Annotated in this window: 19 protein-coding genes; 8 read left to right on the forward strand and 11 right to left on the reverse strand. The window is 66.6% G+C overall.

All coding sequences use genetic code 11. The features are described 5' to 3' along the window. A complete protein-coding gene (locus AC6CCG_RS21855) occupies positions 1-270 on the reverse strand; it encodes a hypothetical protein (protein ID WP_496656768.1) in 270 nt (89 codons plus the stop codon). A 19-nt stretch (positions 271-289) separates the two neighbouring features. After that, positions 290-592, reverse strand: a complete 303-nt coding sequence (locus AC6CCG_RS21860; protein ID WP_496656769.1) for a hypothetical protein — start codon at positions 590-592, stop codon at positions 290-292. A 254-nt stretch (positions 593-846) separates the two neighbouring features. On the opposite strand from AC6CCG_RS21860, the gene AC6CCG_RS21865 reads away from it, so the two are divergent. After that, a complete protein-coding gene (locus AC6CCG_RS21865) occupies positions 847-2181 on the forward strand; it encodes an ApeA N-terminal domain 1-containing protein (RefSeq protein WP_496656770.1) in 1335 nt (444 codons plus the stop codon). 227 nt (positions 2182-2408) lie between these two features. Here the strand turns inward: AC6CCG_RS21865 and AC6CCG_RS21870 are convergent, their stop codons facing one another. After that, a complete protein-coding gene (locus AC6CCG_RS21870; protein ID WP_496656771.1) occupies positions 2409-2870 on the reverse strand; it encodes a hypothetical protein in 462 nt (153 codons plus the stop codon). A gap of 208 nt (positions 2871-3078) precedes the next feature. On the opposite strand from AC6CCG_RS21870, the gene AC6CCG_RS21875 reads away from it, so the two are divergent. Together AC6CCG_RS21875 and AC6CCG_RS21880 are read left to right on the forward strand one after the other, a co-directional pair. After that, positions 3079-3558, forward strand: coding sequence for a DUF402 domain-containing protein (locus AC6CCG_RS21875; protein ID WP_496656915.1), 480 nt, complete (start codon positions 3079-3081; stop codon positions 3556-3558). A gap of 64 nt (positions 3559-3622) precedes the next feature. Beyond that, entirely contained in the window at positions 3623-4072 is a 450-nt protein-coding gene (locus tag AC6CCG_RS21880) for a GNAT family N-acetyltransferase (protein ID WP_496656772.1), read from the forward strand. A gap of 12 nt (positions 4073-4084) precedes the next feature. Here the strand turns inward: AC6CCG_RS21880 and AC6CCG_RS21885 are convergent, their stop codons facing one another. From AC6CCG_RS21885 to AC6CCG_RS21900, 4 genes are read right to left on the reverse strand one after another with little or no spacing between them, the layout of a single operon-like run. Then, the gene (locus AC6CCG_RS21885) at positions 4085-4597 is read right to left on the reverse strand and encodes a DinB family protein (protein WP_496656773.1); all 513 of its coding nucleotides are present in this window, start codon (positions 4595-4597) and stop codon (positions 4085-4087) included. Positions 4598-4602: 5 nt separating this feature from the next. Continuing rightward, positions 4603-5106 (reverse strand): GyrI-like domain-containing protein, encoded by a 504-nt coding sequence (locus tag AC6CCG_RS21890; protein ID WP_496656774.1) that lies wholly within the window; start codon positions 5104-5106, stop codon positions 4603-4605. Between the two features lie 37 nt (positions 5107-5143). After that, entirely contained in the window at positions 5144-5683 is a 540-nt protein-coding gene (locus AC6CCG_RS21895; protein ID WP_496656775.1) for an HD domain-containing protein, read from the reverse strand. 31 nt (positions 5684-5714) lie between these two features. After that, a complete protein-coding gene (locus AC6CCG_RS21900) occupies positions 5715-6374 on the reverse strand; it encodes a hypothetical protein (protein ID WP_496656776.1) in 660 nt (219 codons plus the stop codon). A gap of 187 nt (positions 6375-6561) precedes the next feature. On the opposite strand from AC6CCG_RS21900, the gene AC6CCG_RS21905 reads away from it, so the two are divergent. After that, complete coding sequence (locus tag AC6CCG_RS21905) at positions 6562-7308, forward strand: GH25 family lysozyme (RefSeq protein ID WP_496656777.1); 747 nt, start codon at positions 6562-6564, stop codon at positions 7306-7308. Between the two features lie 10 nt (positions 7309-7318). Next, on the forward strand, positions 7319-8245 hold the full coding sequence (locus AC6CCG_RS21910) for a hypothetical protein (RefSeq protein WP_496656778.1): 927 nt from the start codon (positions 7319-7321) through the stop codon (positions 8243-8245). On the opposite strand, the gene AC6CCG_RS21915 is transcribed toward AC6CCG_RS21910, so the two are convergent. Then, positions 8220-9179, reverse strand: a complete 960-nt coding sequence (locus tag AC6CCG_RS21915) for a phosphotransferase family protein (RefSeq protein WP_496656779.1) — start codon at positions 9177-9179, stop codon at positions 8220-8222. The genes AC6CCG_RS21910 and AC6CCG_RS21915 overlap by 26 nt on opposite strands. A 129-nt stretch (positions 9180-9308) precedes the next feature. Between AC6CCG_RS21915 and AC6CCG_RS21920 the strand changes: the two genes are divergently transcribed. Beyond that, the gene (locus AC6CCG_RS21920) at positions 9309-10025 is read left to right on the forward strand and encodes a hypothetical protein (protein WP_496656780.1); all 717 of its coding nucleotides are present in this window, start codon (positions 9309-9311) and stop codon (positions 10023-10025) included. Here AC6CCG_RS21920 and AC6CCG_RS21925 read toward each other — a convergent pair whose 3' ends face one another. The 3 genes from AC6CCG_RS21925 to AC6CCG_RS21935 all read right to left on the reverse strand — a co-directional run bounded on the left by AC6CCG_RS21925 (position 10026) and on the right by AC6CCG_RS21935 (position 12156). Continuing rightward, positions 10026-10475 (reverse strand): HIT family protein, encoded by a 450-nt coding sequence (locus AC6CCG_RS21925; protein ID WP_496656781.1) that lies wholly within the window; start codon positions 10473-10475, stop codon positions 10026-10028. It abuts the gene before it with no gap. Positions 10476-10593: 118 nt separating this feature from the next. Then, on the reverse strand, positions 10594-11148 hold the full coding sequence (locus AC6CCG_RS21930) for a dihydrofolate reductase family protein (RefSeq protein ID WP_496656782.1): 555 nt from the start codon (positions 11146-11148) through the stop codon (positions 10594-10596). A gap of 63 nt (positions 11149-11211) precedes the next feature. Beyond that, positions 11212-12156 carry a hypothetical protein gene (locus tag AC6CCG_RS21935; protein WP_496656783.1) on the reverse strand — a complete coding sequence of 315 codons (945 nt, stop codon included), beginning with the start codon at positions 12154-12156 and terminating at the stop codon, positions 11212-11214. Positions 12157-12263: 107 nt separating this feature from the next. On the opposite strand from AC6CCG_RS21935, the gene AC6CCG_RS21940 reads away from it, so the two are divergent. Both AC6CCG_RS21940 and AC6CCG_RS21945 read left to right on the forward strand, forming a co-directional pair. Further along, positions 12264-13262 (forward strand): ABC transporter permease, encoded by a 999-nt coding sequence (locus AC6CCG_RS21940; protein WP_496656784.1) that lies wholly within the window; start codon positions 12264-12266, stop codon positions 13260-13262. After that, positions 13262-14128: a carbohydrate ABC transporter permease gene (locus AC6CCG_RS21945; protein ID WP_496656785.1), complete on the forward strand. Its 867-nt coding sequence runs from the start codon at positions 13262-13264 to the stop codon at positions 14126-14128. The genes AC6CCG_RS21940 and AC6CCG_RS21945 overlap by 1 nt, the downstream gene beginning before the upstream one ends. Positions 14129-14133 lie beyond the last annotated feature (5 nt).

The following is a 14133-nucleotide window of genomic DNA, read 5'->3' on the forward strand; positions in this document are numbered from 1 at the left end:
TCAGCGGTCGCCACCGTCCGAATGTCGGGAGTCGGACGCCTCTTCATCGCCCGGTGGCAGCCGGCGCACGTCTTCGACTGGGAGCCATACGAACCGGCGGCGGCGATCGGCAAGGTTGACCATGGCGAGCGGTCGAGTCCAACGCGTTGCGTGGCCCCGTACCCATTCCTCGGAACCGTCGGCCCAGACGATCCGGGCCTCCACCTGAACAGCCGGGTTGTCGCCGAGGTACGGAACGATCGCCGCCGGTGGGCGCTCTTCGTTGAGCACTCTCGCCGCCCCGTCCTTGTCAGGCTGCACCGGGTGCCCTTCGCCTGGCGCCGAGTTCTACCCACCGGCTGAGTTGGTCTGGATCGGCGCCGGCCCAGATCATCAGCCCTGCGGTCACCAGGGCGGAGCCGGTCTCGGTTCGCGGGTTGGCAAGCCAGTGTCCGACCTGTAGCCCGGCCACCTCTGCCAGCAGGTCGGCCCGACCGTCCGCCAGATCTCGGATAGGGCGGGCAGCCAGGGGTATGTAGTACTGCGCCACTTGACCACTCACTCGCTCGATGCCATTCATGACGGTCCGTTCGAAGCTGTTGGTACGGTCCATCAATCGAGTATCGAACGTGTGTTCGATTTGGTCAAGCTGCGGGTGCACGACGGGCCGCGCGGGTCGCCGATGCTGGTGGCGGAACTGGCGGAACTGGCGGAGGTGGCGGAGGTGGCGGAGGTGGCGGAGGTGGCGGAGGTGGCGGAGGTGGCGGAGGTGGCGGAGGTGGCGGACCCCAATGCTCCAGCGAGTCCTTGGTGCAAAGATTCGGCTTCTTGCACCGGCTGTCGTTTTCGCCTGCGACACTGTCCAATGTGGTGAATTACCTTGAAGCAGGCGAACAATCTGTCGGCTGGCTCGTTGATGGCCTGGAGGACACGCCCGAGGTGAGTTGCGTACTGCGGCGATTCGACGACGGCAAGCTGGAGTTGACTTTGCCGTGGTCGGATCCCTCAAGTCCGTATCGTCGATGGTTTGAGGGAGACCTTGGTCATCACGGCGATGACCCGGATCGAACCAAGTATCGATATTCGCCGCCCCAAGTGCTGTGGTTGTTTACGGTAGACGGGTGTGTCACCCTCGTCGGCTGTCGATTTGCGGGATCTCACACCAATATGTCCCACGGCGTCGGGCGGATCGCGGTCAGAAAAGCAATCTTCGGGGGCCGCGACCTTGTTGACTACGTCAGAATTAACGGCCTGCGGTCGAGAATCCCGGGCCTAAGTCAGTGGCTTCATTTGCGGTCACTGCAATGGGACCAGCAATTTAGGGACAAGCGACTCGAGTCAATGACACTGACCTTGAAGTCGCCGGATCCTATTCTGCTGCACGACAGGTTGAGTCTAACTGCACGGCCGAGCTTTGGGTTCAAGCCTTCCGCGTACGGTGACGTTTCTGAAATCACAGAAGCGATCCTAATTGAGACCATGAGCGAGGACCTCACAGACTGGAATGAGCACGAGTCCCTGCATTGGTCGGTGTGCTTGCTTCTTGCATTGGCAAGCTGGAAGACGTACACACTGGATGATGTGCGTGCAATGCGTGAGGACGATCCTGAGAAGGTCATGTCCGGAGATGCTATAGGTAGGCGTTGGTCACGCGTTGTTTACTCTGACGCTCGGTCATCCTCATCTGACAAGCCAGGTGCGGTTCGATTCCTTTTCCGATATGGCGACATCGAGAACTCTGGCGTTCGTGCTTGGGTTGATCTCCGTTCCGGAGCGTATGGCAGGGGGGTAAGTGCAGTCTTGGATTTACACTTGCGATCCTCCATGTCCATCGAAACGCAGATACTCCAATCTGGCGCTGGACTGGATGCGATCGGATTGCAGGTGGCACTAGACGACGGGAAGTCGAAAAGTTCGGCGAATAGTGAGAGTCATGAGAATCGGATAAAGCGAGTCTATCGAGGTATCCCAATAAAGATGCCTTTTGAGTGTGACGAATGGGCCACTAGGTCGGCAAAAGCATACAATTCAATCAAGCATTCAAATCGGTTGATGCCGGACGTTGAAGAGATGGTCAAAGTTGTCCGAATGAACATATTTGTGTTTCGAGTCTGGGCGGCGGCTCGGATCGGTGTGCCGTCAGAGGTCCTGCAGGTGAACGCCGACAGCGATCCGATGGCCCAAGAGGTCAAGCTTGTGTGAGTTCCGTGAGCCGCATCAGAGCGAAGCTGGAGCATTGGGGGGGTGGGTGAGCCGGCTTGGATCTGCATCCCTCGTGCATCTCGACCGACGGGTCGGTGGCGCCAGCAGGTGCCAACGAGGGTCCACGGTCGATTCCATTGAGCGCGGCGCATGCAGCCGGGATAGGTGGGATTCCCAAGCTGAGAATGCGAGTTCGATTCTCGTCATCCGCTCCAAGATGTGGTGCCTCAGTCGGAGGCCAACTCTCGCGTCAGTCGCTCCAGTCCCTCTCTGATGAGCCGGCCGTAATCGTCGTCGCCGAGGATCTCGATCGTCTTCCGAGCCTGCTGCAGGTGACCACGGGCCTGGTCCCGGTGGCCGAGCTTGCGGTAGCCGTCGGCGAGGTTGAGATGGAGGGATGGAAAGAGGCCGGCCACCGGGAGGGTCACTCCGGCTGCTGCGGCGCGGTCGTCCTTGATCCGGTCGGCGGCGGCCAGGGCACGGAGGTCCCAGACCAGTTCCTGGTGCGGGTCGTCCTGGGTATCGGCCATCGAGTGGGCGAGGACGTAGACGTGCAGCGGGTCGCCTTCCTCGCCGCCGATGTCGGCCCAGAGTTGCGTGAACAGGTCTCGAGCAGCGTCACGCTGACCCTGATGATGGTTCAGCGCGGCGGCCTCGCCGATCCGGGTCAGGATCGGATCAGTGATCATCTTCTCGAACCTCTCGCTCACTCGAGCTGGCGATAACGTGGAAACTATCGCCGCGTCTGATGCCCCGAAACTTCCACGGTCCGGAGCTCGGAGCAATCATCAGCCGGCATCTCAGGAGGATGGAATGCGAGTGACCGAGCCGACGATCGGCGCAGCGGTGGCTCTGCGGCAGCGCAAGTGGGACGGATCCCCGCACCGCCGCGCGTCGATGTTGTACCTGGGTTCGGACAAGTTCGGTGGATGGCTGGCCAATGCGGATGGATCTCCGTTCCCGGTCGATTCTGAGGCTCGGGATCCTGCGCGCGTGTCTGTCCGGAGGGGAACGCACGTCATGCTCGTTCCCCACGCCGGTTGTTATCTCGCGCATTTCAACGCCCCACCTCACCGGACCGCGGTGTACGCCGACATCACGACGGCGCCGGAGTTCTGCGCAGACGGTTCCGGCTGGTCCATTGCCGCTGTTGATCTTGAGCTCGACGTGGTCCGCAGTGCGGACGGGCAGGCGTGGATCGAGGACGAGGACGAGTTCGCCGCTCACACGGTTCGCTACGGCTACCCGCCGGAGAGCGTGGCCAGGACGCGGGTGGCCGCCGACGAGGTGTTGGCCGCGGCACTGCACGGAACCGAACCCTTCGGCGCGATCTGGCGATCCTGGGTCAGCCGGGCGGCGGCGATCTTGTGTGTCTGACGGTCATGATCACCTGCCTCCTGCGCGACATAGAGCTCGCTACCATCCGAGGGTGACGGTTCCGATGATCAGGCGGGTAGCTGCGGCCGACTCGGATCAGGTGGCGGCCCTGCGGCGGGCGTATGCCGCGGAGCGACGCCCGGCGGAGGCCGGCACAGATCCGGGCTTCGAAGCACGCCTCGACAGGTGGTTCCAGCAGACCGAGGGACTGTCCGTCTGCTGGATCGCCTGTCACGACGCCAGCGCCATCGGATTGCTCAGCATGTTCGTGATCCCGAGAATGCCGGTTCCGGGACGGGAGGCGGGAAAGCTGGCCTACCTGGGACTCCTCTTCGTCCTTCCGGAGCACCGCAACCGTGGCCTGGGCCGGAGTCTGCTGGAGTCAGCGTTCGACTACGCACGGCAGAACGACGTGACAAAGATCCTGCTGCGGTCGACTGAGGCAGCCGTCGGGCTGTATCGACAGACCGGGTTCGAGACGGCAGATCGCTACCTGGTCTGGAACGGTAGTTGATCACCACCCTCCTCACCTCGGGAAGGTCCCGGTGCGGCCGTCGATCAGCTCGCGGAGAATGTCCAGGTGGCCGGCGTGGCGGATGGTGTCCTCGAGGACGTGGATCAGGATCCAGCGGAGGGTGACCGGATCGCCGGTCCCGAGGCCGGGTGGCGTGGTGCGTTGATCATCGAGAGGGTAGTCCATGATCACCGCGTCGGCGGCGGCGCGGGCCCGGGCGAAGTAGGCCAGGACGTCGGCGGTCGTCTCGTCGGGGCGGACCCGGGCGTCGGCGTCGCAGTCCTCCGGATCCCAGGGGATCCATTCCGACGGCCGTCCGTACGGTTCGCAGAACCAGCCGAACTGGATCGAGGCCAGATGCTTGACCAGGCCGAGCGGATTGGTTCCCGAAGGCACCAGCGGGCGGCGTAGTTGATCATCGTCCAGTCCGTCGAGCTTCCACAGGACGGCGTCGCGATGGCGATCAAGGCTGGCGTGCAGGCTCGTCTTCTCGTCGCCGTGGGTCGGCACCTCGCGTCGAGCCATCGTGATCACTCCTCGCTATGGATCGGCCAGAGGACCTCGATGAGTTGATCATCGGGCTCGAGGTTCCAGGCCGGGTCGGTGTGGTAGATCCGCCGGGGATCGCCTTCCAGCGCGAGACCCTCGGCCTCGGCGTGCGCCCGGAGTCGATCCGCGACGGCGCCGCCGGAGGTCAGGTGGATGTCGTCGCGATAGAGGACGGAGAGCGCAAGCCCGCCGGGCACCACCACCGCCTCGATGCCCTCGACCGACTCCCCAGCCCGGTCCACCGGCACGGCCGCCTCGCCCGGGATGAGGCCCGCGTCCGTCTTCCGCCCGAGCACGATCCACACCGTCCCGGCCCGGGCCAATCCCTGGCGCATCGCTTCGGCGAGCACGCGAGCCAACGCCTGACCGGCGCCGGACTCGGGACTCGCCGGATCCCACAGTTCGCGCAGCCGCAGCACCGGCTGGGCGCGTAGCCGCCGGCGCATGACGTCGGACCCCGCGACCGTCCTCGGCTCCTCGGGCATGCGATCACGGTGGCACTCCGGGCCTACCCGGTCAAGATCACAGCTCGAGGCGCAGTCGAGTGATGAAGTCGCGGCAGTACGCGAGACCCTCGGTCGCCAGGGCGCGGCCGCGCGGGGTCAGGAACCGGGTCATCCTGAGGTTGCGTTCGAAGATGGCCAACGTTCGCTCGTAGCTCTGCCCGTCCGCGCCGCCGCGGGTGAAGGCCTTGGCGACGCCGAACGCGCCGAGCCGTTCGATGTGGTTCGCGTCGTGGACGATCTTCTCCTCGGAGGTCATCGGCATCACGTGGTGCCGGCCGAGAGCGAGGAGCCCCTCGGTCACCTGCTCGGGCGTCCAGCCGTTCATGATCAGGAACGCTTCGGTCTCGGCCCGGAACGCGTCGTCGCGGCGGACCCGGTCGGCGAGACCGTGGAAGCAGGCCAGGAAGTGCAGCAGAGGCGGCTGGGGTTCCGGCTCGACGTCGCGGGACAGGTCGGGCAGTCGGCGCAGGATCCGCCGGATGTGGTCGGCGTCGTGGGCCGGGTCGCGGTCCGCGTAGTGCGGCAGGGCAAAGCTCTCGTACGGTTCGGCCGACATGGCCACCATGGTCGCACCCGCCGGGCGGGACCTAGTTCGACTTGGCCCGGGCGTAGCTGCGGCCGTTGGTCGAAGCCCCACGCTTCGGACCCCGCGGCGCCGGCGTCTCCTCGGCGAGTTCGGTGCGGACCAGCGTCTCGTACCAATTCTTCGGTACGGTCCCGCCGGACAACTCCTTGATCCGCTGCTCGCCGACCTGCAACAGGAACCCGGAGAGCTTCCGGCACGACTCGGACCAGATGTCGAACTCCTCCTGGCTCTCCAGGATCGGGCAGTCGCCGACCGCGCGGACGATCCGGGCCGTGGCGTCGCTGACCGGGCCGGGGGAGCTCAGCCGTGCCGTCGCATACGTCTCCATCACCGCCGCCTGCGACTCGGTGATCGCCAGGGTGACCTCGAAGCTGGCCTTCCGGCCGAGGTTCGCGTCGGTGCGCAGCAGCAGCGCCTGCCGGGAGTAGTCCTGCAGGTCGCGGAACAGGGAGGTGCAGACCTCCCGGACCCGCTCGATCTCGCCGAGGGTCGCGGTGTGGTCCCGATCCTGGGCCGCCCGGACCAGGTCCGCCTTCCGTTGCGCGGCGGCCGCCCAGGCCGCTCCGATCAGGCCGATGATGACGCCGACGAGGACACCCAGCGGCCCGACCAACCATGGTGCTTGGGCCTGCAACAGAAACGTCAAGATGTCCCCCGGCATGGGTCATACAGTAGAGCGGTTTCACCGGATGGCGCACGGCGTGGCCGGGAACATCTTGCGGAGCAGTCACTCCGCGATCCGGTCGACCAAGGGTGTGACACGGTTCACTTTTGGGTCTAGGCAAGTCCACTTCGGTGCCGTAGGTTCCTGTCCGGGGGGATGGCAAATCTCTACCGAAGGAGTGGGCATGATGGGAAGTGTTCACCTGCGCCGTCTGGCGCGGTCTGCGGCCGTCGCTCTCGCTGCGGTCTCGCTCGCATTCACGTTCGTGCAACCGGCGCAGGCTGCGCCGGCGGGCCTGCCCGGGATCGACGTCTCACACTGGCAGGGCACGATCAACTGGACGGCGGTCAAGGGCGCGGGGATCAAGTTCGCCTACATCAAGGCGACGGAATCCACGAACTACAAGGATCCGCAGTTCAACGCCAACTACCCGAACGCACACCGTGCAGGGGTCATTCGCGGGGCGTATCACTTCGCCCGGCCGAACGGTGACCCGGTCGCCGACGGCGCCGCCGAAGCGAACTACTTCGCGTCCAACGGCGGTGCCTGGAGCGCCGACAACCTGACCCTGCCCGGTGCCCTCGACCTCGAGGGCTCGTGCACGCTGGGCCAGGCCGCCACGCGGACCTGGATCAAGAGCTTCTACGACACGTACAAGGCGCGGACCGGTCGGGACGTCGTCATCTACACCTCGCGCAGCTGGTGGAACGCCTGCACCGGCGGCACGAGCCAATTCGCCGCACTGACGCCGCTCTGGGTGGCCAGCTGGACGTCGGCGTCCAGCCCGACCATGCCGACCGGCTTCGGGACCTACACCTTCTGGCAGTGGACCGATTCCGGTTCCGTCTCCGGGATCTCCGGAGCGGTGGACCGGAACGTGTTCAACGGGAGCGACGCCAGGCTGCTGGCGCTCGCCAACAACACCGCGTAACTTCTCGCCGATGGGCCCTGAGCTGATCGAGTCGACCGGTGATCACCGCTGCGACATGATCACTCAGGGCCTGATCGGGATCTTCGAGATCACCTTCCCCCGCAGGGTCCTGGGTGTCTATCTCCGCGGCAGTCATGCCAGTGGTGCCAGCATCGACGGCAGTGATCTTGATCTGTACGTCCTGTTCCGGGACCGCTTCCTCGATCGGGCCGAGTTCGACCGGGCCCGGGCGCTGAGTGATCACTGCGCGCGGCTGAGTCCGATCCTGCTGGAGATCATCGTGATCGGAGAGCAGGTCCTCCAGCTTCCCGAGGCCGTGAGCACGGCCCTGGATCTCAAGCTGGGCACGAGATTGCTGTACGGAGACGACGTCCGGCCGGGCCTGCCGGAGTTCGAGCCGGACAGCTACCGGCGGTCGGTGATCCACACGCCGTTCACCAGTTACCGCTTCCCCGCACAACGCAGCGACGTGCTCACGTACCCGTTGGAGCACCTCGATCCGGACGGCGCGTTCTTCGGCTTCGATCAGTGGGCGATGCCGGGGTCGGACGGGGTTGAGCGTCCGAGCACCAAGCTGCTCGTCGCGACCGTCGGCTGGACCGCGACGGCGATCATCGCGCTGCGCACCGGCCGGTACGTCCGCGACAAGGCCGCCTGCGCCGACCTCTATCGCCGCGAGGTGGCCGACGAGTGGACCGAACTCGTCGTCCGGACCCACGACCTGTGCCGGAACCGTTGGCGGTACGGGATTCCGGCCGATGATCATGAACGCGATCAACTACGCGACCTGTGCCGCCGGACCGTGGACTTCCAGAACCACTTCCTGCTGCTGTACCGCGATTTCCAGCGGGCCGAGCTCGGCTCGGGCGATCCGGAACGGCAGCGGCTCGCCGAACGCAGGCTGGCCGAGGTCAGTTGGCCGGACCCAACTCCCTGAGTTCGGCGAGCGCGCGGCGCATCAGGGCGACGTTGCGTTCGGTGCCGGCCCGGTCGCCGATGCTCACATGGTGTGCCAGATGGCCGATCCGGTTGGACACCGTCACGGTCGCCAGCCCTCGGCGCAACTCGTCGTCGAGTGACCAGCCGTAACCCTCCACGATTGCGGCGAAATCCTCGCTGGTGAAGGTGTTGCTGAGGTACGTGAGCTCGCCGAGCTGCGAACCGCCGTGCCACATGCCCCAGTCGATCAGACAGGTCACCCGGCCGTCGACGAAGACGTGCTCCGGGCTGAGATCGCCGTGGCAGAGGACGAACCCGGAGGGCGCCGGCTCGGGTGAAGTGTGCAGCGTCGCGAACGTTGCCTCGACCTCGGCCGGTGACAGCCCGGCACTGACGAGTTGATCATGCTCGGCGAGACGTTCGCGGATGTAGCCCTCGCGCAGCTCGGCGGGATCCGGCCAACGTCCTCCTGCATCGGGTCGCCACGGTCCGGGCGTCCGGATCTCGTGCAGCTGCGCCAGCACGCCGCCGAGGTCGGCGAGGACCGACCGGCGCTCGGCGCGGGTCAGCCCGTCGGCCGATTCCCGGAACTGGCCACCGGGCGCGGGCGTGATCACCATGGCTGCGCGCTCTCCTTGATCACCGGCAACCCGTCCGGTGCCGAGCACTTCCGGCACGCCGATCCCGTGATCCCGCGCCAGGTCCATCGCCCAGAGCTCGCCCGCGAAGTCCTCGTCGCCGCTCCGGATCCGTACGTAGACGCAGGCCCCGGAATCGAGCGTCACCCGGTACACCTCGTTGTCGTACCCGCGCGCGATCCGGTCCAGTTCGACGGCCGCGGCGCCGGTCGTACGACGGACGAAATCGGTCACCGCGACACGCGGGGTGGCGAAGCGCCGATGCAGATCAACCAGGAATTCGGACGCGGCCATGGCACCATCGAGTCACACCGGGTTGCCGCCTGGCAAGGGATTATGCAGTTGACGCCGGCCGAGCGGTGGCCCAGGGTGAGTGTGTTCACCGTCGGAGCTTGGGGGCGATGGATGGAAGTCAGTCAGTTCATGACACGGGAACTCTCGACGAAGACCTGGCGCGACTACGAGCGGTTCTTCCGGGTCAACGGTCGCGGCAGTTGCGGCTGTCTGCGCTATCCGTGCGGCCGCCCGCCGGCCGTCAGCGAGCCCGAGGGTAGTGGCAAGGAGCTGCCGAGTCGTGATCTTCGCCGCGACCAGAACCTCGGCGAGATGCGGGAGTTGATCAAACAGGGCCGGGCGCGCGGCATCCTGGTGTACGGCGCGGGCCAGGTGATCGGCTGGTGCCAGTACGGCCGGGTCGAGGACCTGCCGCTCACGCGGACCAGCAGCACCCCGGACTGGATGGTGGCGGCGGACCCGACGTCGGACTGGCGGATCACCTGTTTCCTCACCCTGCTGCCGTTCCGCCGCCAGGGCGTCGCCACCCTCGCGTTGGCGGTGGCCGTGCAGTCGATCCGGCAGCAGGGCGGCGGCTGGATCGAGGCCCGGCCGGTGGTCCACTGTCATTACGATCCCGAGCTCGGCAAGGCCCGCCGGGAGTTCGGCCCGCGGTCCCGCGAGGTCGCCGAACACCTCGAGGTCTGGCCGGTGCAGAACGTGCCCCGGGTCGGCTGGATCCGCGCCGCCGAGGCCACCGTGCGGACCGCGCCGCACCGCGGCCTGATGTCGATGTTCGAGCGCCTCGGCTTCACCGTCGCCGGACGCGACGGCGAGACCGGCGTCCTGATGCGCCTGCACGTCTGATCATGATCGCGGCCAGGCCGCCCGGATCCGATCCGCGTACCGGCGCATCCGTTCGGCGTCCACCCAATCGCCCAGCGATCCGTACAGACCGTCGTCCTGGAACCGTGGGAACACGTGCACGTGGTAGTGCCAGACGTCCTGGTTGCCGGCCGGCTCGTTGTGCTGCCGGGTCGATACGCCGGGGCAGTCGAACGCGGCCTTCAGCGCGAGCGCGGTATCCCGGATCGCCTGCTGCAAAGGCGTTCCGAGCTCCGGCGGCAGGTCGTAGACGTTCTCGAAATGATCATGCGGCACGACCAGCGCGGCACCAGGGTTGTTCGGCCACCACTTCGGATTGAGCCGGACCGTGACCCGCTCGTAGCGGCGCAGGATCTCCATCGGGCGGGTGGCCAGCGCCGGGTCCTCCCGGCAGAACGGGCAGTCATAGCCGTCCGGCTCGTGGTTGTACATGCCCTCGACGGTAGGGGGTGACCGGAACCCAGCGCACTCGGGTGAATCGGGCTTGGAACGGGCCGATCCGGGCGAAGTGCGCTCGATTCCGGTCACCAGCGCTGATCGTCGGAGTGGATCAGGCGCCCTTCGGGCCGTAGACCAGATGCACCACGCCGTTGTCGTAGGCGGTGGACTCGACCAGCGACAGGGCGAGATTGTCGGTGCCGTCGGGGAAGAGGCGGGCTCCGGTGCCGAGGACGACCGGGTAGGTCAGCAGGTGGAGTTCGTCGACCAGGCCGTCGGCGAGCAGGGCGCGGACCAGGGTGCCGCTGCCGCTGATGTAGATGCCCTCGTGCTTGGCCTTGAGCTCGCGGATCTTGTCGGCGTCGTAGCCGCCGATCACACTCGAGTTCTGCCACTGTTCCTCGGGGTTCTGCAGGGTCGAGGACACGACGTACTTGGGGCTGTCGTTGAAGAACGGCGCACCCGGGTCCTCTTCCGCCGTGCGGTCCTTCCAGGCCGGGGCGAAGCCCTCGAAGGTGTTCTTGCCGAGCAGGATCGCGTCGCTACCAGCGGTGATGGCGCCCATCCGCTCGAACATCGCGTCCGTCCAACCGAAGTCGAAGGTGAAGCTCGGGTCCTCGAAGCTCCCGTCGAGGCTGACGAACTCGTGAACGCGGATCTTGCCCATGATCATTCTCCTTGAGATCTTGCGTGCGTGCGTGGTGGTTGAGACCGGCGCCGTGCCGGAAACTCATCGGCCCGCTCCGGCCTTCTCCAGGTCGCCGGGTACGAGCAGCGCCAGGTCATGCTGATCGGTGGCCAGCGCAGCGCGCAGCGGGCGGGCGTGCGAGCTGCCGACGATGGCCATGACTCGGCCGCCGGGCACGAGTCCGGTGGCCTCGCGGAGCCGCGCCGCCATGGCCAGGTTGCGGGTCCGCCACTGGGCCAGCCGGGCCCGCATCACGCCGCTCGGATCCGAGACGTCGGCTCGTGCTCCGCTCTCGAACCACTCCCAGTAGTCCGCGAAGGGTGACTCCGCCACCGCCACCCACTTCTGCCAATGATCATGATCGATCGGCGTCCCGACCGGACGCGTGGTGCTGGCCCGGTCGCTGACCGTGCGGTAGGCCGCGTCCTCGGCCTCGGGCCAGTCGTCCGGCAGGTGTTCCAGCAGCTCGACGCCGGCATGATCGTCGACATGGGCCAGGTACGGATGGCCCAGTTCGCGGGCGATCGCGACGCCGATCCGGATTCGCTCCGACGGCGAACGCTCCAGCTCCGCCAGGGCCGCCACGGCCGCGTCCGGCAGTTCCGCCTCGCGCCACGGCAGCAGCAGGGCGTTCTCGGGTTCACGGGCGAGCAGCCACCCGATCACCCGGTCGGTCACGGCGGCGTCGGTGTCGAGCGCCACCCGCCGCGCCTGCCACACCGACCAGGGCCTCAGCCCGGACACAGTGGCCGCGCGGCCGCGGGCGATCGCGGCGCCGCCGACCGGGAAGTCGGTGAAGGCGCCGCCGTGCTCCTCGTACTCGACCACCAGGTGACCCGGCAGGTTCTCGACTGCGATCAGGTCGGGAGCCCAGGCCAGCAGGCGATCGCGGCCACCGGCGATCGCCGCGTCGGGCACCTCGTCGGTCAGATGGGCGACGCCGACGATCAGCACTTCGGTCGGACCGGATCCACGGTGATCGATCATGCGGCCGACCCTAACCGATCCCAGAAACGAAGACAGGATATGTAACCATCTTGACTAACTCCGCGGCGGTCGGTTTTGATGAGGACACTCGCTAGGGAGGCGGAGAGTTGGACCGGCTGACGCTGTCACGGGAGACTTCGCGGGCGCCGTCCGTCACGCCCGACGACCGGCCATCGACCGATGATCATCGACGCGTCCCCAGGCGGCGGGCCCTGAAGCGGCGGCTCTGGCAGGCCCGGTGGAGCTACCTGTTCATCCTGCCCGGGCTGATCTACTTCGTGATCTTCCGGTACGTTCCGCTGCTCGGCAACGCCGTGGCCTGGCAGGACTACAGCCCCTATCTCGGCGTGGCCGGCAGTCCCTGGGTCGCCTGGGACAACTTCGAGCGGTTGATCACCGATCCGGAGGTCGCCGATGCCTTGGTCAACACGCTGGTGCTGAGCCTGCTCCAGATCGTCTTCGCGTTCCCGGCGCCGCTGCTGCTGGCGCTGCTGCTGAACAGCATCGTCAGCGACAGGATCAAGCGGTTCGTCCAGTCGGTGGTCTACCTGCCGCACTTCATCGGCTGGGTCATCGTGGTCTCGATCTGGCAGGCGCTGTTCGGCGGCACCGGCGCGATCAGCGACGTGCTGTCCGGCTTGCTCGACCGCCCGGTGAACCTGATGACGAATCCGGACACGTTCGCCCTGTTGATCACCTCCCAGGTGATCTGGAAGGAGATCGGCTGGGGAACGATCATCTTCCTCGCGGCGATGGCGCTGGTCCCCCTGGAGCGTTACGAGGCCGCGGCGGTGGACGGCGCCGGCGGCTGGCGCCGGATGTGGCACATCACGCTGCCCGGGATCGCGCCGGTGATCGTGCTGCTGTTGATCTTGCGACTCGGCTCGGTGCTGACGGTCGGGTTCGAGCAGATCATCCTGCAGCAGGATGCGGTCGGCGCCGACGTGGCGCAGGTGCTCGACACGTTCGTCTACTACCGCGGCGTGCTCGGTGGTGACTGGGGGCTGGCCACCGCCGCCGGCCTGGTCAAGGGCCTGGTCGGCACGGTGCTGGTGCTCGGCGCCAACTGGCTGGCCAAGCGGCTCGGTGGCGAGGGGGCCTTCTGATGAGCCTCGCCGTCGCGGTCCGGCCCCGCTGGAACCAGCCGACCCTCACCTCCACGGTGCTCAAGGCCGTCGTGCTGGCGGTCACCGTCGTCGTGATGATCTATCCCTTCCTGTACGTGATCGCGCAGAGTTTCGCCGCCCCGCCCGGAGAGAGCGGCGCATCTCTCGACGCCTACCTCTCGGTGTTGTCCGGCGGCATCGTGGTCCGGGCCCTGCTGGTCAGCATCGGCGTGACCGTGATCGGCACCCTGCTCAGCGTCGTGCTGACCATCCTGCTCGCGTACGGACTGATGAACACGCGCGAGGTCCCGGGCGGCAAGGTGATCTTGTACCTGGTCCTGTTCACCATGCTGTTCGGCGCGGGCATCATCCCGAACTACCTGCTGGTGAAGGAACTCGGGCTACTCGACACGTACGCCTCGCTGATCCTGCCCGGCGCGGTCAGCGCGTTCAACATGGTCGTGGTGCGCAACTTCTTCCAGGGCATCCCGCGCGAACTGATCGAGTGCGCGCGGATCGACGGTGCGAGCGACTGGCAGATCCTGTCCATGATCATGGTCCCGCTGTCCAAGGGCGTGATCGCGGTGATCGCGCTGTTCTACGGCGTCGCGTACTGGAACGACTTCTTCAGCGCGATGATCTACCTGAACGACACGGCCAAGTGGCCGGTGCAACTGGTGCTGAACCAGTACGTCCTCCAGGGCACCCCGCTGACCCAGCTGCAGAACCCGGCCGCCCCGCCGCCACCGGCGAAGTCGGTCCAGATGGCCGTGGTCGTGCTGGCCACCGTGCCCATCCTCGTCGTCTATCCCTTCCTCCAGCGGTTCTTCACCAAGGGCGTCCTCACCGGCGCGGTCAAGGGCTGACCAGA

Source organism: Microlunatus sp. YIM B11417, assembly GCF_059617205.1.

What these genes read in the sequence shown, in the direction of transcription:
- AC6CCG_RS21860 (WP_496656769.1), bottom strand. Translation starts at nt 592, where the DNA reads ATGGACCGTACCAACAGCTTCGAACGGACCGTCATGAATGGCATCGAG.
- AC6CCG_RS21870 (WP_496656771.1), bottom strand. Translation starts at nt 2,870, where the DNA reads ATGATCACTGATCCGATCCTGACCCGGATCGGCGAGGCCGCCGCGCTG.
- AC6CCG_RS21875 (WP_496656915.1), top strand. Translation starts at nt 3,079, where the DNA reads ATGTTGTACCTGGGTTCGGACAAGTTCGGTGGATGGCTGGCCAATGCG.
- AC6CCG_RS21880 (WP_496656772.1), top strand. Translation starts at nt 3,623, where the DNA reads ATGATCAGGCGGGTAGCTGCGGCCGACTCGGATCAGGTGGCGGCCCTG.
- AC6CCG_RS21885 (WP_496656773.1), bottom strand. Translation starts at nt 4,597, where the DNA reads ATGGCTCGACGCGAGGTGCCGACCCACGGCGACGAGAAGACGAGCCTG.
- AC6CCG_RS21890 (WP_496656774.1), bottom strand. Translation starts at nt 5,106, where the DNA reads ATGCCCGAGGAGCCGAGGACGGTCGCGGGGTCCGACGTCATGCGCCGG.
- AC6CCG_RS21895 (WP_496656775.1), bottom strand. Translation starts at nt 5,683, where the DNA reads ATGTCGGCCGAACCGTACGAGAGCTTTGCCCTGCCGCACTACGCGGAC.
- AC6CCG_RS21900 (WP_496656776.1), bottom strand. Translation starts at nt 6,374, where the DNA reads ATGCCGGGGGACATCTTGACGTTTCTGTTGCAGGCCCAAGCACCATGG.
- AC6CCG_RS21905 (WP_496656777.1), top strand. Translation starts at nt 6,562, where the DNA reads ATGATGGGAAGTGTTCACCTGCGCCGTCTGGCGCGGTCTGCGGCCGTC.
- AC6CCG_RS21910 (WP_496656778.1), top strand. Translation starts at nt 7,319, where the DNA reads ATGGGCCCTGAGCTGATCGAGTCGACCGGTGATCACCGCTGCGACATG.
- AC6CCG_RS21915 (WP_496656779.1), bottom strand. Translation starts at nt 9,179, where the DNA reads ATGGCCGCGTCCGAATTCCTGGTTGATCTGCATCGGCGCTTCGCCACC.
- AC6CCG_RS21920 (WP_496656780.1), top strand. Translation starts at nt 9,309, where the DNA reads ATGACACGGGAACTCTCGACGAAGACCTGGCGCGACTACGAGCGGTTC.
- AC6CCG_RS21925 (WP_496656781.1), bottom strand. Translation starts at nt 10,475, where the DNA reads ATGTACAACCACGAGCCGGACGGCTATGACTGCCCGTTCTGCCGGGAG.
- AC6CCG_RS21930 (WP_496656782.1), bottom strand. Translation starts at nt 11,148, where the DNA reads ATGGGCAAGATCCGCGTTCACGAGTTCGTCAGCCTCGACGGGAGCTTC.
- AC6CCG_RS21935 (WP_496656783.1), bottom strand. Translation starts at nt 12,156, where the DNA reads ATGATCGATCACCGTGGATCCGGTCCGACCGAAGTGCTGATCGTCGGC.
- AC6CCG_RS21945 (WP_496656785.1), top strand. Translation starts at nt 13,262, where the DNA reads ATGAGCCTCGCCGTCGCGGTCCGGCCCCGCTGGAACCAGCCGACCCTC.